Source organism: Corynebacterium efficiens YS-314, assembly GCF_000011305.1.
Taxonomy (GTDB): Bacteria; Actinomycetota; Actinomycetes; order Mycobacteriales; family Mycobacteriaceae; genus Corynebacterium; species Corynebacterium efficiens.
The window spans coordinates 241,776-262,900 of the sequence record NC_004369.1; the positions used below are offsets into that span (position 1 = coordinate 241,776).

The 21,125-nt window shown below is 60.6% G+C and carries 19 protein-coding genes; 10 read left to right on the plus strand and 9 right to left on the minus strand.

Annotation, left to right across the window (positions count from 1 at the left end; genetic code table 11):
• The first annotated feature begins 36 nt into the window (after positions 1–36).
• Positions 37–1,302, plus strand: coding sequence for an aspartate kinase (locus tag CE_RS01370; protein WP_006768468.1), 1,266 nt, complete (start codon positions 37–39; stop codon positions 1,300–1,302).
• Between the two features lie 98 nt (positions 1,303–1,400).
• Positions 1,401–2,435 carry an aspartate-semialdehyde dehydrogenase gene (locus tag CE_RS01375; protein ID WP_006768467.1) on the plus strand — a complete coding sequence of 345 codons (1,035 nt, stop codon included), beginning with the start codon at positions 1,401–1,403 and terminating at the stop codon, positions 2,433–2,435.
• A 50-nt stretch (positions 2,436–2,485) separates the two neighbouring features.
• On the opposite strand, the gene CE_RS01380 is transcribed toward CE_RS01375, so the two are convergent.
• Positions 2,486–3,487 (minus strand): cation diffusion facilitator family transporter, encoded by a 1,002-nt coding sequence (locus tag CE_RS01380; RefSeq protein ID WP_011074879.1) that lies wholly within the window; start codon positions 3,485–3,487, stop codon positions 2,486–2,488.
• Between the two features lie 13 nt (positions 3,488–3,500).
• Positions 3,501–4,061, minus strand: coding sequence for an RNA polymerase sigma factor (locus tag CE_RS01385; RefSeq protein WP_006768465.1), 561 nt, complete (start codon positions 4,059–4,061; stop codon positions 3,501–3,503).
• Positions 4,062–4,319: 258 nt separating this feature from the next.
• Between CE_RS01385 and CE_RS01390 the strand changes: the two genes are divergently transcribed.
• Positions 4,320–5,921: a catalase gene (locus CE_RS01390; RefSeq protein WP_006768464.1), complete on the plus strand. Its 1,602-nt coding sequence runs from the start codon at positions 4,320–4,322 to the stop codon at positions 5,919–5,921.
• Positions 5,922–6,051: 130 nt separating this feature from the next.
• Here CE_RS01390 and CE_RS01395 read toward each other — a convergent pair whose 3' ends face one another.
• Positions 6,052–6,342: a hypothetical protein gene (locus CE_RS01395; protein ID WP_143758386.1), complete on the minus strand. Its 291-nt coding sequence runs from the start codon at positions 6,340–6,342 to the stop codon at positions 6,052–6,054.
• 508 nt (positions 6,343–6,850) lie between these two features.
• Here CE_RS01395 and CE_RS01400 point away from each other — a divergent pair.
• The 7 genes from CE_RS01400 (at position 6,851) to CE_RS01430 (ending at position 14,443) form a co-directional block, all read left to right on the plus strand.
• The gene (locus CE_RS01400) at positions 6,851–9,700 is read left to right on the plus strand and encodes a DUF4040 family protein (RefSeq protein ID WP_011074881.1); all 2,850 of its coding nucleotides are present in this window, start codon (positions 6,851–6,853) and stop codon (positions 9,698–9,700) included.
• Entirely contained in the window at positions 9,697–10,152 is a 456-nt protein-coding gene (locus tag CE_RS01405) for a cation:proton antiporter subunit C (protein WP_006768461.1), read from the plus strand. Before CE_RS01400 ends, CE_RS01405 begins: the two co-directional genes overlap by 4 nt.
• On the plus strand, positions 10,152–11,795 hold the full coding sequence (locus CE_RS01410; RefSeq protein ID WP_006768460.1) for a monovalent cation/H+ antiporter subunit D family protein: 1,644 nt from the start codon (positions 10,152–10,154) through the stop codon (positions 11,793–11,795). Before CE_RS01405 ends, CE_RS01410 begins: the two co-directional genes overlap by 1 nt.
• Complete coding sequence (locus tag CE_RS01415) at positions 11,792–12,157, plus strand: Na+/H+ antiporter subunit E (protein ID WP_006768459.1); 366 nt, start codon at positions 11,792–11,794, stop codon at positions 12,155–12,157. The genes CE_RS01410 and CE_RS01415 overlap by 4 nt, the downstream gene beginning before the upstream one ends.
• Entirely contained in the window at positions 12,154–12,411 is a 258-nt protein-coding gene (locus CE_RS01420) for a monovalent cation/H+ antiporter complex subunit F (protein WP_006768458.1), read from the plus strand. Before CE_RS01415 ends, CE_RS01420 begins: the two co-directional genes overlap by 4 nt.
• On the plus strand, positions 12,408–12,773 hold the full coding sequence (locus CE_RS01425) for a cation:proton antiporter (protein WP_006768457.1): 366 nt from the start codon (positions 12,408–12,410) through the stop codon (positions 12,771–12,773). Before CE_RS01420 ends, CE_RS01425 begins: the two co-directional genes overlap by 4 nt.
• 149 nt (positions 12,774–12,922) lie before the next feature.
• Complete coding sequence (locus CE_RS01430) at positions 12,923–14,443, plus strand: membrane protein (RefSeq protein ID WP_006768456.1); 1,521 nt, start codon at positions 12,923–12,925, stop codon at positions 14,441–14,443.
• A 43-nt stretch (positions 14,444–14,486) separates the two neighbouring features.
• Here the strand turns inward: CE_RS01430 and CE_RS01435 are convergent, their stop codons facing one another.
• From CE_RS01435 to CE_RS01460, 6 genes are all read right to left on the minus strand, one after another.
• Positions 14,487–15,161 (minus strand): response regulator transcription factor, encoded by a 675-nt coding sequence (locus CE_RS01435; RefSeq protein ID WP_006768455.1) that lies wholly within the window; start codon positions 15,159–15,161, stop codon positions 14,487–14,489.
• Complete coding sequence (locus tag CE_RS01440; RefSeq protein ID WP_006768454.1) at positions 15,162–16,574, minus strand: sensor histidine kinase; 1,413 nt, start codon at positions 16,572–16,574, stop codon at positions 15,162–15,164.
• A gap of 108 nt (positions 16,575–16,682) precedes the next feature.
• On the minus strand, positions 16,683–17,108 hold the full coding sequence (locus CE_RS01445; RefSeq protein ID WP_006768453.1) for a hypothetical protein: 426 nt from the start codon (positions 17,106–17,108) through the stop codon (positions 16,683–16,685).
• Positions 17,109–17,191: 83 nt separating this feature from the next.
• Positions 17,192–18,412: a glycerate kinase family protein gene (locus CE_RS01450; protein WP_011074883.1), complete on the minus strand. Its 1,221-nt coding sequence runs from the start codon at positions 18,410–18,412 to the stop codon at positions 17,192–17,194.
• A 22-nt stretch (positions 18,413–18,434) separates the two neighbouring features.
• Complete coding sequence (locus CE_RS01455) at positions 18,435–19,922, minus strand: SLC13 family permease (protein WP_006768451.1); 1,488 nt, start codon at positions 19,920–19,922, stop codon at positions 18,435–18,437.
• Positions 19,906–20,859 (minus strand): hypothetical protein, encoded by a 954-nt coding sequence (locus CE_RS01460; protein WP_006768450.1) that lies wholly within the window; start codon positions 20,857–20,859, stop codon positions 19,906–19,908. The genes CE_RS01455 and CE_RS01460 overlap by 17 nt, the downstream gene beginning before the upstream one ends.
• Between the last annotated feature and the right edge of the window lie 266 nt (positions 20,860–21,125).

Below are 21,125 nucleotides of genomic sequence, written 5' to 3' on the forward strand. Positions count from 1 at the left end.
GTAACTGTCAGTACCGTGAACGAAAGGTGCGCAAGGGTGGCCCTAGTCGTACAGAAATATGGCGGTTCCTCACTGGAGAGTGCGGAACGCATCCGGAATGTTGCTGAACGGATTGTTGCCACCAAGAAGGCCGGAAATGATGTCGTCGTGGTCTGTTCCGCGATGGGCGACACCACCGATGAACTCCTTGATCTTGCCGCGGCCGTCAACCCGGTTCCACCCGCCCGTGAGATGGATATGCTCCTGACCGCCGGCGAGCGGATCTCGAACGCACTGGTGGCCATGGCCATTGAATCCCTCGGCGCCGAGGCCCAGTCGTTCACCGGTTCCCAGGCCGGTGTGCTCACCACCGAACGTCACGGCAACGCCCGGATCGTGGATGTCACCCCGGGGCGTGTGCGTGAGGCGCTCGATGAGGGCAAGATCTGCATCGTCGCCGGTTTCCAGGGTGTGAACAAGGAAACCCGTGATGTGACCACGCTAGGTCGCGGCGGTTCCGATACCACGGCAGTTGCGCTGGCGGCAGCGCTCGGGGCCGATGTCTGCGAGATCTACTCCGATGTGGATGGTGTCTACACCGCTGATCCCCGCATCGTCCCCAATGCACAGAAGCTGGAGCGCCTCTCCTTCGAGGAGATGCTGGAACTGGCGGCCGTCGGTTCCAAGATCCTGGTGCTGCGCAGCGTTGAGTATGCCCGTGCATTCAATGTTCCGATGCGCGTCCGTTCGTCCTATAGCAATGACCCCGGCACCCTGATCGCCGGTTCGATGGAGGATATTCCTATGGAAGAAGCAGTTCTCACCGGTGTAGCCACCGACAAGTCCGAGGCCAAGGTCACCGTTCTGGGTATCCCCGACAAGCCGGGTGAGGCCGCCAAGGTCTTCCGTGCGCTTGCCGACGCCGAGATCAACATCGACATGGTCCTGCAGAACGTCTCCTCCGTCGAGGACGGCACCACCGACATCACTTTCACCTGCCCCCGGTCCGACGGACCACGCGCCATGGAGCTGCTCAAGAAGATGCAGCAGCAGGGTGACTGGACCAACGTGCTCTACGACGATCAGGTGGGTAAGGTCTCACTCGTCGGCGCCGGCATGAAGTCCCACCCGGGTGTCACCGCCGAGTTCATGGAGGCTCTCCGTGACGTCAACGTCAACGTCGAACTGATCTCCACCTCCGAGATCCGCATCTCCGTGCTCATCCGTGAGGATGACCTGGATAAGTCCGCGAAGGCACTGCACGAGAAGTTCCAGCTCGGTGGCGATGAGGAAGCCACCGTCTACGCCGGCACCGGGCGTTAATCACCGGACCTTGATCCCCGGGCGTTGAGCCCCGCCTCCCTCACCCCACGCTTTCCCCTGTCAGGACCCCAGGACCATCTTTAAGGAGCAGGTTTTCCATGACCACCATCGCTGTTGTCGGCGCCACCGGCCAGGTCGGCCAGGTTATGCGCACCCTTCTGGAGCAGCGCGACTTCCCGGCTGATTCCGTCCGTTTCTTCGCCTCCCCACGCTCCGCCGGTAGGAAGCTCGATTTCCGCGGCCAGGAGATCGAGGTTGAGGACATCACCCAGGCCACCGAGGAGTCCCTCAAGGGCATCGACGTGGCACTGTTCTCCGCTGGTGGCACCGCCTCCAAGCAGTACGCACCGCTGTTCGCCGCCGCCGGCGCAACCGTGGTGGACAACTCCTCGGCCTTCCGCAAGGACGATGAGGTGCCCCTGATCGTCTCCGAGGTCAACCCGTCCGCCAAGGACAACCTGACCAAGGGCATCATCGCCAACCCGAACTGCACCACCATGGCTGCCATGCCGGTGCTCAAGCCGCTGCATGAGGCCGCCGGCCTGGTCAAGCTGCATGTCTCCTCCTATCAGGCGGTCTCCGGTTCCGGTCTGGCGGGTGTGGAGACCCTGGCCAAGCAGGTCTCCGAGCTCGGTGACCACAACGTGGAGTTCGTCCACGACGGTCAGGCAGCCGATGCCGGTGACCTGGGCCCCTATGTCGCCCCGATCGCCTACAACGTGCTGCCGTTCGCCGGCAACCTCGTCGATGACGGTTCCTTCGAGACCGATGAGGAGCAGAAGCTGCGCAACGAGTCCCGCAAGATCCTCGGCCTGCCCGACCTGAAGGTCTCCGGTACCTGCGTGCGCGTGCCCGTCTTCACCGGCCACACCCTGACCATCCACGCGGAGTTCGCCAACCCCATCACCGTGGATCAGGCCAAGGAGCTGCTGTCAGCCGCGCCGGGCGTCAAGCTTGTCGACGTCCCGACCCCCCTCGCCGCCGCCGGCATCGATGAGTCCCTCGTCGGCCGCATCCGCCAGGACTCCACCGTTGATGACAACCGTGGCCTGGTGTTCGTGGTGTCCGGTGACAACCTGCGCAAGGGCGCTGCCCTCAACACCATCCAGATTGCGGAGCTGCTGGTCAAGTAGCCACTGTCCGTCACTGGCCCACCTGATGTTTCAGGTGGGCCAGTGTCGTCTCAGGGGGCCACATCCTCGCTGGTGGCGGTCTCTGTCCGCAGCAGGGGGGAGAGTTCGGTCACCGGGATCACGGAGACATCGCTGACCTTCCAGTGCAGTTGCTGACACAGTTCGCGGGCCTCGATGAGATCCTCCGCGGTGACCTCCGAGGCATCCACGGGCACCACGAATGCATCCACATGGAAGACATGGCCTTCTTCGCGGGTGCGGTTGCCCACCTCCTTCACCCAGTCCAGTTCAGCCAGGCGGGCGTTGACCAGGCCCGGGATCGGATGCGGTTCGCCGCTGTCCAGACTCCTGGGCACGGAATCCATCATGGAGGTCAGGGAGCTTCTGAGGTTCTTGTACCCGTCTTCGAGGATGTCCAGGGAAATGACGATGGCAGCCACGGCATCGGCCCACCACCACCCCAGGCCGATACCCGTGATACCGGCGATGGAGGCCACCCCGGTCATCCAGTCCGCACGATTCATGCGGGCATCGGTGAACAGGGCCTTACTGTGGAGGATCTTCGCGGGTTCCATCTTCAACCGCCCCAGAATCAGGGGAGGGAAGACGGTGATGAACATGAAGGCGATCATCACCCAGCCCTGCCAGAGGTCATATCCGAAGAGGGTGAACTGCCCGATGTCAGGTCGTTCCCGTCCCACCAGTGTCATGGTGGATTCATACACCAGGAAACCACCGAAGGCCGTCAGGGCAATGCCGGAGACCAGGTGTGCGATGTCCATGGACTGGGCGTAACCATATGGGTGCGCAGGTGACGCTCGACGGCGTGCCACCTTCACCCCGATGAGGAAGGCCAGGGGTGGCACCATCCCCAGCAGGTCCTGCACCCAGGCAGCCTGCATGGCCTGGGAGTTACCCTTGATCAGGAAGAGGATGATCGTGTCGATCACCAGATAGACCAGGGTGCACCAGGCCAGGATCATGCCCCGCCGGGTGGCACGGGAAACAACATCCGGCAGCCTGGTCTGATCACCTCGGGTGGGAGTGGTCATGTGCCCAGGCTACCTACGTCCCGTACGCCTCCGGGGCGGAGGTGGCGTTGATGAGATCAGCCCGGGCGCGGGCGACACGCGACCGGATTGTTCCCACCCGCACGCCGGCGATCTTGGCCGCCTCCTCGTAGGTGTAGCCGAGAACCTGGGTGAGGATCAGTGCCTCGCGACGTTCGGCGGGTAGTGCGTCGATAAGCGTGCGCACATCGATCCACTCGGACCAGATGGTGGAGTTGGTGGCGTCGGTGACTCCGGTGTCCTCGTATTCGACGTGAGATTTGCGGGGGCGGGCCATGTCGTGTCGGATGTTGTCCACCCAGACGCGCCGGGCGAGGGAGAGCAGCCAGGTGCGGGCGGAGGAGCGGGCCGCGAAGCGGGGGAGTGCGCTCATGACGCGGAGGTAGGTCTCCTGGGTCAGATCATCGGCGATCTCCCGGCCACCGAGGTGGGCCAGCAGGCGCCACACATCATCCTGGGTTTCGCGGATGAATTCGGTGAGGGCGTCACGGTCTCCACGTCCGGCGGCAAGGGCCAGCTCCGTGACGTGGGCGTCGTTACGCTCGGGGGACTTCACAACAGGAAAGAATACCAGTTCACAGCGGTGCTTCAGACTAGCCACCAACGTGGGTAATCACGCGCGCCACCGCGTCGGAGGGGGTACGTTTGGGGGCAACGAGGTTTTCTGTCCCGCAGGTCACCTCCGTTCCCTACTGGATAAACGCACTCCGGTGGCATGACAGGCGTCAAAGGGGTAGCGCGACATGACTTTATCCGCTAGGCTATCAATAAGTTCCGATCAATAGGAAAAACGAAATTCAGGAAGGTTGAGTACATGACTGAGAACTCAGCAGCAGATCAGATCATCGACCGTGGCATGCGTCCGAAGGTGGCCGGAAACACCACCCGCCACAACGGTGCACCGGTTGCCTCCGAGAACATCTCCGTAACCGCCGGCCCGCAGGGCCCGAACATTCTCAATGACATCCACCTCATTGAGAAGCTCGCACACTTCAACCGTGAGAACGTTCCTGAGCGTATCCCCCACGCCAAGGGTCATGGCGCCTTCGGTGAGCTGCACATCACCGAGGATGTGTCCCAGTACACCAAGGCTGATCTGTTCCAGCCGGGTAAGGTCACCCCGATGGGTGTCCGTTTCTCCACCGTTGCCGGTGAGCAGGGCTCCCCTGACACCTGGCGCGATGTCCACGGTTTCGCACTCCGCTTCTACACCCAGGAGGGCAACTACGACATCGTCGGTAACAATACCCCGACCTTCTTCGTCCGCGACGGCATGAAGTTCCCCGACTTCATCCACTCCCAGAAGCGTCTGAACAAGAACGGCCTGCGCGACGCCGACATGCAGTGGGATTTCTGGACCCGCGCACCCGAATCCGCACACCAGGTGACCTACCTGATGGGTGACCGCGGTACCCCGAAGACCACCCGCCACATGAACGGCTATGGCTCCCACACCTTCCAGTGGGTGAACAAGGACGGCGAGGCATTCTGGGTCAAGTACCACTTCATCTCCCGTCAGGGCGTGGAGAACTTCACCGACGCCGAGGCAGCTGAGATGGCCGGCATCAATGCCGACTACCACCGCGAGGACCTCTACAACGCTATTGAGCGTGGCGACTACCCGATCTGGGACGTCAAGGTTCAGATCATGCCGTTCGCAGAGGCAGAGAACTACCGCTGGAACCCCTTCGACCTGACCAAGGTCTGGTCCAAGAAGGATTACCCACGCATTGATGTCGGTTACTTCATCCTGAACCGCAACCCACGCAACTTCTTCGCGCAGATCGAGCAGATCGCCCTGGACCCGGGCAACATCGTCCCAGGTGTCGGACTGTCCCCGGACCGCATGCTCCAGGCCCGTGCATTCGCCTACGCCGACCAGCAGCGTTACCGCATCGGACCGAACTACCGCGACCTGCCGATCAACCGTCCGATCAACGAGGTCAACACCTACAGCCGCGAAGGCCACATGCAGTACGTCTTCGATGCCGAGGGTGAGCCCTCCTACAGCCCGAACCGCTACACCAAGGGTGCAGGCTACCTGGATGACGGCGAGACCTCCTCCTCCAACCACACCTCCTACGGCCAGGCTTCCGACATCTACGTCAACCCGGATCCGCACGGCACCGACCTGGTCCGCGCAGCCTACGTCAAGCACCAGGATGATGACGACTTCATGCAGGCCGGCATCCTCTACCGCGAGGTGTACAACGACGAGGAGAAGGCACGTCTCGCAGACAACATCTCCAACGCGATGCAGGGCATCTCCGAGGAGACCGAGCCACGCGTCTACGAGTACTGGACCAACGTGGACGAGAACCTCGGCGCACGCGTCAAGGAGCTCTACCTGCAGAAGAAGGCAGCCGGCGCAGCCGAGCACACCTCTTCCACCGGTGACGACATCGACAAGAAGTAGTGTGACCTACTCCCACCGTGTGATGTGAAAACCCCACCTGCGTCCTGAACTGCAGGTGGGGTTGTCCACTGGATAAAAAGAACACCACCCCTGTGCTCGCCTCGGCAGACACAGGGGTGGTGTCGATCTATCAGTAGAGCGGGGAGCTGAGCACGGCGCTGCCGGTGCCCAGGGCGGAGCTGCCCAGGCTCAGGGCGCTGGAACCAAGGCCGACAGCGAACCATGCGGCAGCGATCTGGAGACCCGCGTAGGCAACATCGGCGGGGACGTTGAACTGGGTGACAAAACCGACCAGCTCCGGCGGGATCGGGATCTCGGAGCTTGGGGCCGGTGCTGCGGACTGTGCGTGGGCGACGCCGGTGGTGCCACCGAAGATGAGGGCTGTGGACAGCGCCACAGCAGCGAGCTTCTTGAAACGCATGGGGTACTCCTTCACTTGATCGGACAATGGATGAATCACATTCGATAGTAGTTCAGGAAACCTGCGAATTCAGCGGTCCGCTGATGAAAAACAGGGAAAGGGCTGCTTAACGACGCCCGCCTCCCGCACCTTTACCACCAGGGTGCGGGAGGCGGTGGGGGTGGTGCGTCGAAAAGCGTCCGTCAACCGCCACGACGGTCGGCCTGCTGGTCGGCAGGGGTCGGACATGTGGCTCATGTGCCCCCGGGATGGCCCGCTCTGCTATGATCAGCGACTATGTTCCAGACCACTATTGTTTCCCGGCGTGTCTTCCGGCCGCTTTTCCGGGTGCTTCCACCCGCGGGGACCAACGGTTATCTTCCTACGTGGGGTGAGTACCTTTCCGGCACCACTCCCGTAGTCGAGTCTGAGCCGGTAGCCTAGTGTCCTGATGTCTCGATCAGCGACCACATTCCAGTGAACCGGCTCGCTAAGATTCCGTCATCTTCCCCCGGATCAAGGTTGCCGAATGTTATCGAGTTCTTTAATTGTAGTCCTGTTTGGCTGCGTGTTGGCAGTACCATTCAGACGATGGGCTGGCCGTAATTCAGGAGGGATCCTCGCGATCCCACTGGTGGTAGCAGCGGGACTCATCCTGCAGTCGCTTCAGGGAAACGCCGCCCCGGCTGCACTGAACATCCATGAAGCCGTACCGTGGATGCCTACCCTGGGAGTTAATTTCTCCTTCCATCTGGATGGCCTTTCTCTGGTCTTCTCCATGCTGGTACTGCTCATCGGCGCTGCTGTGCTCATCTACAGCACCCGATATCTGGGCAAAGCCGACCCAGGTCACTTTTACCTGTTGATGAGTCTGTTCGCGGCAGCAATGTTGCTTCTGGTACTCACAGATGACCTCGTGGTGTTCTTCTTTGCCTGGGAGATAACCACGCTGTGTTCATATCTGTTAATCGCACGCTCTGGGCCTGAAGGCCGTGATCCCGCGATACGTACCCTGTTGGTTACCGTCGCGGGCGGGTTGTCGTTGTTAACAGCCTTCGCCATGCTGATGGCTCGCACTGGAACCACACGAATCAGCGAGATTCTCGGTGATACCAGTTGGACGCAGGATACCGGTTTCACTGTAGCGATCGCCTTCTTGTTGGCCGGTGCGGTCTTCACCAAATCCGCCCAGTTCCCCTTCCAGGCATGGCTGCCGGACTCAATGGTGGCCATCGCACCTGTTTCTGCCTACCTCCATGCCGCAGCCATGGTCAAAGCGGGTATCTACCTGGCCCTGCGTTTCTCCCCGGCAATGTCGAATATTCCCACCTGGCAGATTCTCCTGATCACATGCGGACTCATCACTGCCCTGTTCGGGGCATTTACCGCCGTGAAACGCAATGATCTGAAAGAACTGCTCGCCTATTCAACGATCAGTCAGCTCGGCCTTCTGGTCACCATGATCGGCGTGGGCTCCGACGTGGCGTTGACCGCGGCCGTGGTCCATACCATCGCCCACGCATTGTTCAAGGCCGCTCTGTTCATGACCGTCGGCATCATCGAGCATGAGACGGGTACCCGTGACAGACGTGAACTCGCTCAGCTCGATCTGCGTCTGCCCATCACCACCACGGTGGTCACCATCTCCGCCCTCTCAATGGCGGGCGTGCCGCTGACGTTCGGTTTCATCAGCAAGGAATCGTTGATCACAGCTCTCGTTGAAACTCCGGGGAATGCCTTCGTGATGGTGCTGGTCACCGCCGGCGTGGTTCTCACATCGATGATGACGTTTGCTTACTCCCTGCGCTATATCCTCGCGATCTGGCCACGGAAGGTACGATCACAGAAGCAGAAGAATGATGGTGCCTCCAGGACGGTGATCAGGGAGGCAACCCCCACCTTCTACCTGGCACCCGCTGTCCTGGCTGTATGCACACTGGCCTTCGGTCTGATCCCGGGGCTGCTGGACACGGTGGTGACGTGGGCTGCCAATGCGGTGACCGGTGAGCCTGCAGCAATCTACCTGTCGATCTGGCATGGCTTTAACCTCCCGCTCCTGCTGTCGGCCCTGATCATCGGGGTCGGTATCATCCTGGTCCTTCTGCGTGAACCGGTATCCGGTTTCCTGTCGCGGTTCCACGCTCCAGTCTCGGGTCTCCGGGCGGTGGAGGGGTTCCGTGATGCGGTCTTCGCCTTCGGCACGAAGGTGTCGCACCAGGCGGGAACCAGTTCTCTGACCAGACATCTGGTAATACCCATCCTCTGTCTCATCCTGATAGCGGTGGGTGGGGTTTTCGCGCTCACCACTCTCCCTGAGAGGATCGCCGGTGATACTCAGATCATTGACTGGCTACTGGTCGGCTTGCTGGCCGTAGGTGTTATCGGTGCATTTCGGAGTACAACACGCATCGGAATCGTGGTGATCCTGGGTGTGACCGGTTATAGCGTTGCTCTCTGGTTCTTCAATCTGGGGGCCACGGATGTCGCCATGACCCAGTTGCTGGTGGAGACCCTGACGTTGCTGGTGCTGGTGCTGGTGCTTCGTCGACTTCCGGCGAAGCTTCCAGCGGAGCAAACGGGCACGAAGGGATGGTCGATGTTGCTCGCCATAGCTGCAGGCTTGGTAACCTTCCTCGCCGTGTGGTCATTTACCGGACGACGGGAATTCGCCGATGCCACACGATGGTATTTGAATGAGGCGGCTCCGATCTCCGGCGGCGACAACATCGTGAACACCATCCTGGTGGATTACCGTGCGCTGGATACCCTTGGGGAGCTGACAGTTCTGGGCGTAGCGGGCATCTCTGTGATTGTCCTCCTTCAGGCACGTCGTCCCGCCCCGATTCCACACGTCACCAACCCCGGACCGCATCCACTGGATGACCCATGGGCGAATGCAGTGTTCTTCCGGGCCATCAGCCGGATCATTGTGCCTGTCATCATTCTTGTCTCGCTGGTGCTCCTGGTGCGTGGACACAATGAACCCGGCGGAGGCTTCATCAGCGCACTGGTGGGCGGTGCAGGGTTCGCTCTGTTGTATCTTGCGTCCGCAACTGACAGGTCCCGGTTCATCCGGTTGCCCTATGTCGCACTGATCGGTGGTGGTGTGCTGGTTGGTGTCATCACCGGCATCGCCGGTTTCATTGAGGGATCCTTCCTGAAACCCATCCACTTCGATGTCCTCGGTGTACACATGACAACTGCGCTCATCTTTGACATCGGGGTCTACCTGGCGGTCATCGGAATGGTTCTGGTTGCCGTGAATCTCATGGGACAGTCAACCCCACCGGTTAAAGACAACGAAGCGATCCCGCCGGATCCCGTTGAGTCACCGGATCCCGCGACCGCCAATGACCATAGCCGTGAGGTGAAAGCATGACCATCGCGATCTCTGCAGGTTTGTTGATGACCGCTGCCGTCTATCTGATGCTCCGTCGCGATATGCTCCGCGTCACATTGGGTTTTGTCTTCCTGGGACATACCTCGGTGATCATCCTCATGGCGTCTGGAGGGGTATTCCGCCGGGATGAACCCTTCGGCAGTGGTTCCACAACCGCTGCTGATCCTCTACCACAGGCATTTGTGCTCACAGCCATCGTCATTGCCTTTTCCATCACCGTGTTCATGCTTGTACTCACCGTCACCGGGCGTCGTGATGACGCGGTTGAATCCAGTAAGGATATCCGCAGCAACCCTGAGTTGTTCGAGGAAGGGCAGGAGATCCCGGCAGGACAGCTCGACATGGTTCGCGCCTCTCGCGCCGAGCACAGACACCGTCCCCCCACAGAAGATGAACGCACCGTCGGATTCGTGGATAAGGAGGGTGAGTAATGAACATCAGTGACTCTTCTCTCGCAGCATTTGTCATTGCCCCGCTCCTGGCTTCCGGTCTCCTGTTGCTTTTCCGGGGCAGCCGGATGTTCCACGCCTTCGTTTTGTTGGCTGTCCTGACTGCCTCGCTGTGCGGAGCGGGTGCACTCATCTGGCTGACCTCAGACGGTGGCGTCTATGCGCATTCAATCGGACTATGGCCCGGTGGTATTGCCATTCCACTGGTCGCGGATATGTTCTCCTCGCTCATGCTGGCAGCGACCGGTATCATCACGATTGCCTGTGTCGCCTTTGCACTGGCGGCAGGTTTCTACCGATCACCGTATTTCGCCCCGCTGGTGCTGGTGATGGTGACCGGTGTCAACGGTGCTCTATTGACGGCGGATATCTTCAACTTCTTCGTCTTTCTCGAGGTCATGTTGCTGCCGGCCTATGGGCTGTACGTGCTCTCCCCGAAGGGGCAGGGGCGAACACCGCGTTCGCGGATTGCCGGTCTCCGTTTGTTCCTCACCGTGAATCTTTTCACCTCGACGGTGTTTCTTGCCGGTGTGGGGTTCATCTACGGGGTCGTGGGCACGGTGAATATCGCTGAACTCGCGGGTGTTGCCGCCGAGAACGACACTGTGGCGCTGGCAACCGCGGTGTGCCTGTTCACACTGTCCATCAAGTCGTCCATTGTTCCGACCCATGGTTGGCTGGCCAGGAGTTATCCGCTGACAACTCCGGCGATCACCGCGCTCTTCTCCGGTATCCACACCAAAGTGGCCAACTACGCCATCTACCGGCTGTACGCTGTGGTATTCGATGGGGATGAAACCTACCTGTGGATCGGTGTGGTGTTCTTCAGCCTGACCATGCTCGTCGGTGTGCTCGGCGCGGTGGGGGAGCACACCACTCGTTCGATTCTGGCTTTCCACATGACCAGTCAGATCGGGTACATCATGTTGGGGGTGGCGCTGTTCACGGAGCTCGGTCTCACAGCAGGTATCTTCTACCTGGTCCACCACATGATCGTGAAAGCCTCCCTCTTCCTGTCCACCGGAGCATTGGAGGTTACGCACGGAACCGGCAGACTCGGTGCGCTGCCTCCCATGGCCAAGCGTGAGCCGCTCCTCGCCGTGGCGTTCATGGCGGCTGCACTTTCTCTCGCGGGTCTACCACCCTTCTCCGGGTTTGTTGGGAAACTTGCGCTGATTGTCGCGGCAGCCGAGGTTGGACAATGGATTGCCGTGGCGCTCATGGTGATTGTCAGTCTCTTCACACTGCTGTCCATGCTCAAGATCTGGTCAGGGGTGTTTTGGGATCTACCGTGGGCCACCGTGGGACGTCGTCGTCGGCCTGCTGATGATCCGGACGGGACTTCCCCCACCACCGGTGCTCACCTTTCGAATGGGGCAACATCTGACACAGCCCGGGCCACAGAGCGGGAGACAACTCTCACACTGGTGGATCCGGTGGAGAAGGTCACAAGCGCAGAAGACCTGCCGAAGGTGAAACTCTCCCTGGTTCTGCCGTCAGTTGCTCTCGCGCTCATCACCCTGAGCATCGGATTGGGTGCGGAACCCTTGCTTGCCTGGTCTGAAACTGCGGCCCAAGGTCTGCTGAATACAGGTCCCTATGTTGAGGCGGTATTGACACCATGATTGACTCGTTAACCTGGCCATTTCGAATTATAGGTTTCCTATTCTGGTACATCGGCGCGCTGGTCACAGCAAATATCGCGGTGTTGAAAGACGTCCTCACCCCTGGTCAGGATTCCGCTCCCGGTATCGGTCTGTTCGAGAGCCGTTCTGAAACAGAATTCGAATTTTCCCTGATTTCCGTCCTCATCACACTCACTCCAGGGACTCTCTCCCTGGGAACCACGACCAGGGGTGAAGGGGAGCCGAGGAAGCTCTATGTTCACAGCCTGTATTCATCTGATGCCGATGCGCTGCGGGCGGAACTCAAAGACATGGAGGATCGAATGCTGAAAGCGGTACGGATCCGGAAGGAGACATCATGACGGTGGTAAACATCGCAATCATTGTCATCGGGTTGACCTGTGTGCCTGCGGCGTACCGCATGGTGATCGGCCCATCAAACGCCGATCGCGTGATTGCAGCTGATCTCTTGATATTTGCCACGGTGGGGCTGTTGGCGCTCTTTGGTATTCGGGGCGGCAGTGACTACACCTTTGATATCGTTCTCGTGACCTCGCTGGTTGGTTTCCTGGGGGCATTATCGCTGGCCCGCGCGCTGTTGGGAGGCCGTCGATGAGCGACTACATTTCAGTCATCGGTGATGTGATGATCCTCCTGGGGCTGCTCGTGTTTGTCACTGCGGGTATCGGTTTCCTCAAATTCCCAGACGTGTACATGCGTGTTTCGGCCCTGGGCACCGCCGGCGGCATCGGAATCATCCTGGTAGTTGCGGGAGCACTGTTTCACAATCTGTCCTGGATGAACCTTTTCCTGGCCCTGACCATCATCGTCATCCAGCTGGGTACGTCCGCAGTGGGCAGTACAGCTGTGGCCAGGTCAGCCCTGTTGACGGGTGTGAAGATGGAGCACTGGCAGTACGACGAGCTGGAGGAGGACATAAACTCCCTCCGGGCCCAGGCTGATAAACCTGCACGATAGATATACCGGTTCACCAAGTGGTGTGGATCCGCCCCAACCCCGTGCTGGTGGGTGTTGCCCGGTGCGTTTCGCCTGATGGGCATCTACCAGTGTGATCACCCGGTGCGCCTACCAGCTCACACCAGTCGGGGTCACTACATTTCCTAAGTATGTCTGCTGTTGTCGCCCCCACCGAAACACCAGCCACCCGCAGGGGTGGGATTCTGGCTGCGCTGCTTCTGTTGATCCCGCTCATCGCGGGCACGGTGTTCGCCACCGCGACCGGCATGGATATCTCCCGGTCCTGGTCACCTGCCGGGGAGGTCACGGGTGCACCCGCGCCGGCATCGACGAACAGTCAGGACCTCATCGAGGCCCGTCGCGCCGCCGGTGAGGCCGGCGCCCAGGCAGGTTTCCTCGCCAGCGGCACCGGTGAGCTCACCGCCGGCACCCAGGAGCTTGTCGACGCCGCAGCCCCCCTCCAGGAGGGCGTGGGTGCCGCGGCTGAGGGCGCCCGTCAGCTCCACCAGGGCCTCATCGAGCTGCAGGCCGGCACGGGGCAGATGGGCACCGGCGCCACCGAGATCGCCGATGGTGTGGCCTCCGCGGTGGAACAGATGACCGGCCTGGTGATCCTGACACAGCAGATCCGGGTGGCCCTGGATCAGGCCGACCGTGACCTCGCGGCCATGGACCGCCCGGAGGCCGAGGAGGTCCGGGGTCAGCTCACAAACCTGAAGGGCGAGCTGGAGAGGGTGGGGCTCGACGTGGAGATGACCGACCGCCTCGACGAGCTGCGCTCCGGCACCCGCGACCTGGCCAACCAGCTGGCCGTTCCCGGCTACGGTTATCACGACGGCATCTACACAGCCACCAACGGTGCTGCTGAACTGGCGGCGGGACTCGGTGAGCTGGAAGCGGGTGTCGGCGAGGCCGTCGCAGGTTTCAGCGCCCTGGATGAGGGTGCCTCCCGCCTCGATGCCATGGCTGCACTCAACCAGGAGAAAACCGGAGCCGTCCAGCGGGCTCTCCCGGCACCCCAGGCACCAGCTGCGGGGGTGGAACTCACCGCATCCGGACCCGGGGCGCAGTCGGCATCCCTGCCACCGATGTACGCCTTCCTGATCGCCACCGTGGTGATGCTGGCCGGGGTGGCACTCGGATGGGTCACGCTGCGTAACCGGTGGCTGCTGGCCTTCATCCTGCTGGGCATCACCGCACTGGGTGGTGTCGTATTGTTCACCGTGGCGCTCGGTATGGGTGCTGCGGCCCTGGCAGGAGCCGTGGCCATGCTGCTCCTGGCCACCATGGTCTCGGCGGTGATCGCCCGCGTGCTCATCCAGGCATTCGGCGTAACCGGAGCGGTGATAACCACCGTGATCGGGTGGATCGCGCAGGTCGCTGTGGTGGGACACGTCTGGAATGTCACCGCTATGGCTGAGATCGGTACCGTGTGGCAGATCCTGGCGGGACTGATGCCCCTGCACTATCCCACCTTCGCCCTGACCGCCCTGGGCAACGGCGGCACCCTGACCCCAGTGTGGGTTGGTGCGGCTGTGTTGGGGGGCCTGTTGCTCATCGGCGGGGTGATGTTGCGGCGTGTTGCGCCTGCGGCGGTTATTGAGGTGGCATCCGATGACATACCGGACCGCGAAGGTGTGGACGGAGAGGCAACAACGTCAACCCCCTGACCGCTCAGAGCGGGGAGCTGTGTTCTGTACCCGGGCCGCCCGGCTAAACGAGTCGGTATCCAGAACCCCGGATGGTCTCCACCTTCTCCGTGCCGATCTTCTTACGCAGCGCACGGATATACACATCCACCACATTGGACCCCGGATCAAAGCTCATATCCCACACCATGTTCAACAACTGGGCACGGGAGAGAATCTGACCCGGATGACGCATGAGCGTCTCCAGCAGGTCGAACTCACGGCGGGAAAGATCACGCCACTTATCTGCCACAAACACCTTCTGGGTGCGTAGATCCAGTTCCAGAGTGCCGTGCTTGAGCAGGTGCGTATTCGTGGTCCTCTCCACCGGCTGACGGCTGGCCAGACGCAACTTTACCCGCGCCAGGAGCTCCGCAAACTGGAAGGGCTTGGGCATATAATCATCCGCCCCGCCCTCCAGGGACCGGATGCGATCTTCAATGTTCGTCCGGGCGGTGAGTACAATGATCGGTAGCGACACCTTCAACACACGCAGCTGCTCCAGAACATCCGCACCATCCATATGCGGCAGCCCCAGATCCAGGATCATCAGATCAAAATCACCACTGTGGGCACGTGCAAAAGCGGCCGCGCCGGATACCGCCACCTCGCACTCGAAACCCTCCTGTACCAGGCCGCGCCTGATGAAATCCGCAATGCCATCATCATCCTCCGCGATGAGAATCCGTTCCGTGGCCATCTACTCCTCCGTCTCTGTTACAAGTGCTGTGTCCGGGGCGGGGATCTCCAGGCCGAAGATCGACCCCAGGCCAACCGTGGACTCAACATAGGCACGCCCACCATGGGCCTCGCCAATGGCTTTCACAATGGACAAACCCAGACCCGCACCCTTCGGCCGGTTCGGATGCCGGGGATCAGCCTGCCGGCCACGGGAGAACCTACTGAAAAGTGCCTCCTGTGCATCCTGCTCAATACCCGGACCACTGTCCCGCACCCAGATCCGGAATACCCGCTGAGCTCCCGACCCCTGGAAATCAGAACCGAGAGCCACCGGTCCCTCCGAATAGCGCAGCGCATTGCCATAGAGCTCAAGAATCGCCTCTGTGACCCGCTGCTCATCCAGGATCACCACACCTTCGGCAGCATCGACCAACATCACCCGACCATTGATGGTGCGTGCCTTATCCTCAAGATCAATGGTCAACTCCGTAACATCCACCGGTGCTGTGTGGAGAAATTCACCTGAATCCGCCACCGCCAGGGTCAACAGATCATTAACCATCCGTGCCATCCGATCCAATTCCGTGGTGGCCAACTCAATTGACCGTGTGCGCTCCTCCGGTGGCGAACTCTCCAGCAACTCCAATTGACCACGCACGACCGTGATCGGTGTCCGCAGTTCATGACCTGCATCATCCACAAACTGACGCTGATCGTTGTACGCCGTCTCCAAACGATCCAGCATCTCATTGAAGGTACGGGCCAACTGTGCAATCTCATCGTTACCCTCCACCGGAACGCGCCGGGTCAGGTCAGAATTGGAAATCGTTGAAGCGACCTTGCTGACCCGCCTGATGGGGGCGATGATCTGCCCTGCGATCACCCAGGCAATCAAGACGGAAGCCAACACGCCTCCGGCACCTACGAACGACAGGACCCTGACCTGCTGCTTGACGGCTGCTTCACCTGGTTCCGTGAAATAGGCGACGATGAAATGCCCATCCGTGGTACCGGGAGCTGTTTCAAAGGCCACCCGCCCCCAATAGGCCCTCCCCCGAACCGGATCATCAAACACCCCGGAATGGGATGGGGATGCGAGGACTTCATCGACGAGGGGTTCGTTATAGGTCAGCGGTTCCGGGTGTGGCCCACTGAGCTGGGAGAAATCCACCTGGATCAGTTGATCGGAGAAGATACCCACGATGGCTTCATTGTCATCCGGGATCTGCCGGGAGAGATACACCTCAATCAATCGCTGGGGGGAGTGGAAGGGGGCGGCTGTGGTGGGATCCGTACCCTCATCGGCAAAACGGCGGAACTCGCTGATCTCCTGTTCAACAGCTGCGTTGGCCGCAGCGACCACATCAGAGAGCAACACAGAACGCGTGATCACCACGACGCTGGTCAGCGTGGTGACCACGACCGCGGTCATCCAGAAAACAATTCGCCAGCGAAGTGATGCTGGCGAATTGTTGAGGAGCTTGAGTCTGCTCATCCGGGTAGCAGGGTGGGGAAGGGGGAGGAGTCGGGGTGCACTGGCTTAGTCGTCATCCCAATCGTCGTCCCCATCGTTATCGTCGTGGTCGTCCCAGTCATCATCCCAGTCATCATCGTCATCTTCCCAGTACTGATAGTTCAGCGGTACCCGGGGGGCCGGTGCCGGTGCGGGATTGTAGGCGGGTGCCGGCACCTGGTCTGGGATTGGTGCGGTGTCAGCGGACTGTGCTGGGAAAGAAGCCTGGCGCTCAGTATCCGGTTCAGGAGCTTCAGGTGATGTCGTTGACCGGGAAGAGGGCTGATCCCGAGGAAGATCCGGATCACTGCCGGTGTTCAACCGCACGGTGGCTGTTTCCGCATCCACCTCAGGTGCGGAGGTGTTGTTGGCCAGTGCTGATCCACCGATGGCGACGAGCACGAGCAGCACCAGGATGGCGATAAGCGGAGCGAAGCGCGGAAGTGACTTCATGATGGTGTTCTCCCTTGGGTTTCTTGATCTACTTCCATCATTGACTCTGAAGATGAAATGGGGATGAGAGTTTTCATGGTGACTCAGGTGGCTGCCTGGAAGTGGGCACGGATATGATCTTCGCGCCTTCCGGAGACGGCACAGCCGAGCATGAGCAGGCGGATTGCGCGTTCTGCCGCATCGGTCAGGAGTTCGCTTCCATCGCGGACCGCATCCTCCATGGCCATTGGAACAGTCATGATGGATTGGATGGCACCGATACCCACCTCATGCACCTGGGGTGCTCCCTTGCCCAGCGAACCGGCCAACGCCAGGACTGGAACTCCGGTGACACGTGCACGCCGTGCCACCTCGGCGGGTACCTTGCCCCGGGGCGTTTGGAAATCAATGGCCCCCTCGGCGGTGATGATGAGATCAGAAGCACTGATGAGATCATCAAGATTGGTAGGGGTGGGAAGGTCCGAGAGCAGGACATCGAAACGGTCCCGGGCTACTGCACCCAGGGCCATCAAACCTGCGCCGAGCCCCCCGGAGGCACCGGAACCGGGACCACGGTGGAGGTCTGCCGCCGAGGAGAAGGTGTGGTCCAGCAGGGTGGCCCACTGCTCCAGCGCTCTGGATAGCTGCTTGACCTGTTTCTTTGTGGCCCCCTTCTGCGGGCCGAATACAGCGGCGACACCTTTCTTCCCAGTGAGAACATTATGGATATTGCAGGCCAGGGTGAGGGAGACATCAGCCAGCTTCGGGTGGAGCTTTGTGGTGTCAATTTTCACCGCAGCGCTCAAGCCTCTACCACCCGGGGATACCCGGGCACCGGAATCATCCAGGATTTTGGCACCGAGTGCGCTGAGTGCTCCGGCACCACCATCCGAGGTTCCGGAATCACCGCAGCCGATGATGATGTGGTTGATGCCGTGGTCAAGCATGCGGGCGATAAGTTGCCCCACTCCGTAGGTGGTGGTGGCAGTGGGATCACGCTGATCACGTGGCACCAGGCTGAGTCCGGCCGCCTGGGCCATCTCGATGACGCCTACGCCCTCATCGACATATTCCAACCACCGGGCAGTGACTTCCTTTCCGACCGGACCCATCACCTGCTCGGTATGAAGGAGGGTTCCCGAACGGGAACTGAGGATTTCCAGAGTGCCTTCACCACCATCTGGGACAGGGAAGGTATCCACACGTACGCCGGGCAGGACGCGGCGCACACCGGCCGCAATGGAATCGGACACTTCCACGGCAGACAGGGATTCCTTGAAGCCGGAAGGGGCGACAAGAATACGTTCTGGTAGGTAGAAAGTCATGGGAAAGCTCCTTGATGTGGGTTTAGTTGAAGAGGGGAAGGCCGAGGGCCGGCCAGATGTAGAAGGCGAACACAGCGGTCACCGCGATGAACATGGGTGCCATGAGCAGCGACATGCGGGCCAGGTCTGAGGGGTCGAAATTCTGTTTGGCGCCGGTGTCATCCCCGCGGAAGATAGCCAGGGGTTTCGCCGAGGCCGGCAGGGTATGACAGAATCCGGCGGCAGCGGTGGAGATGAACGCTGCGGCCACGGGATTCACCCCCACCGCCGGGGCGAGCGCCACCACGATGGGAATCAGGACGGCTGAGCGGGCAGACCGGGATTGGATGACCAGGTGTGCAGCAGCGGAGACGACTATGATCACCAGCACAAACATGGTGCCATTGAGTCCTTGAAGCAGTGATGAGGTCAGGATCTCCACGGCACCGGATTCCGTCAGTGCCTGGCTGATGGCGATGGTTGCCGCCATGAATAGCAACAGGGACCAGGGGATTTTCCGGACAGCTTCAGCCAGATCCACTGTTCCGATATGTGGTGACGCAGCCAGCAGCGCACCGAGCACGGCCACCATTGCCGGAGGAATGTGGTGGATGGATTCTGTGAACCATAAAATGACCACCCCTCCCAGCACCAGCAGGGAACGGAGTTCCTTCGCACCGAGGGGCTGTTGGTCTCTGCCCTGGTTGAGCGACTTCCCGGTGATCACCAGGCGCTGGGCGCGCTGCTGGTCGTCGGAAAGCGCCAGCAGAATGATCTCAGCCGCAAGGTGGGAGCTGAACAGGGCGAACGGTAACCCCAGCAATAACCAGCGTGCGAAACTGAAGCCCTCCAAACCCTGATCGAGCAGAATCTGCTCAGTGATCAGATGGGCACCAGCGCCGATCAATGATGCCACCGCGGAAAACAGCACCACGCTGGGGAGGGTAATGGCCAGCACCCGCAACAACCATGGGGGTAGCACAGCGGAGAACGCCAGAAATACAGGCAGGATCAATGCAGCACGACCACTCGTGGCGGGAACAACAAAAGCTGTGAGTACCGTGGCAAAGGTGAGGACATGGACGAGGATACGCGGTGAGGATATCCCCACGCTGATCCGCACAGCCACCCGTATGGCCAGGCCGGATCCGGTCACGGCGGAGGAGATGATGAAGGCACCGATCAGCAACCAGATTGTTTCACTTCCCAGTGGGGAGAATAGTGCCTCTGCGCTGATGATTCCCAACAACACCAACACGCTCGCCGCACTGAGTGCTACGAAGGTGTCTGATACTGCGGAAAACACCCACATCCATACCGCAACAGCGAAGACCACCAGGGTCACCCGGGCATCAGTGTCCAGGGCAGCACCTGCTGTGTCCGAGGTCGCCTGCGATGTCATGAACCAGACCATGGGGATGAACAGGGCGCTGACAATGGGCATCAGCTGTCGGATACGGGAGGTTGACCCCGGCGGGGTGGCATAGACACGGTATCTGGGGCCGATGAAGCTGTCAGTGATGGTGCGCATGGTTTCTCCTGTCCTGATGGATGGGCAGATCGATGCCGATGGTGCATCCTGACCGGGGAGCGGATTCCACCCAGGCGACACCACCATGCCGCTGGCTGGCATCGAGCACCGGACGCATTTCAGGAGCGTTGAACGTTGTATTGAGGTGATGTGATGTGAGCTGGGTGTCCGGGGAATGCACCCACAGGGTGACGGTGTGGTGCCGGATACTCACCCCGGCTGCGGTGCCTCGACAGAAATCGGCGGCAGCCCTCAGCGCTGTGCCCAGTGCGGAGACATCCACACGCACGGTGACCCGCGGATCGGATGGGAGGGCCAGCTCCAGGCCGGAAAGTTCCCCGATGCTTTTCCCCACGGTGCTCAGGTTCCCCTCCACCAGCCGGGGGGTTCGACGAGCCTTGGGGAAAAACCACCACAACATTCCCACCACCGTGACACCCGCTACAGCAAGTGACACCACCATCCGGATGAGACGCTGGGTGTGGTGGATGTCCATGCCGGTGAACCGGGCGATGAGCAGGGAAGAATCAGTGGTCTCAATCTCCACCGATGCCCAGTAGACGGGCCCCTCCGTTTTCTCCACCACCCCGGTTGCCTCCGGGTTGTTCGTGGCTGCCACGACAAGGGCATCTCCGGAATCGAGGGGCTGTTCTGCCCAGTCGGACTGGATCAGCTGCTCCGGGGTGATACCCACCAGGGCTTCATCGGTGCTGACGGGGTGCTGTTCAATAAACTCGACCAGGAGCGAATGCGCAGAATCCGCTTCCCGGGAACCCGAGAATTGAACAAAATCCCGCGCGGTGGATTGCACATCCACCCGGGCCTGATGATGAACCCGGGCGATCAACACAGCGTGCAGAACCACAGCGAAAAACACCAACGTCAGCCCTGCAACGAGAACAGCAGGGATCAATCTGATGTCATTGCGCTTGATCATGGGCGAATTCTCTCTCTACATTCAATACATTCAACACCGCCGGTGTGGCGCTGTAAGAACCATGATCACGGCCCATGATGAATCCACGATGAGATGAAAATGAGGATTTCTTCATCTTCGTGATGACACCTCTGAGAGAGCTTCTCCGGGTGGATACGGTGCTCACCGGGTAGTTGCACCCCACGCTTCAGCGGGATGTTACGGGGAAGTACTCACGGCTGCCCAGGGTGGCTGCATCGCGTGGGTTGTCTCCCCACCGGGCTCAG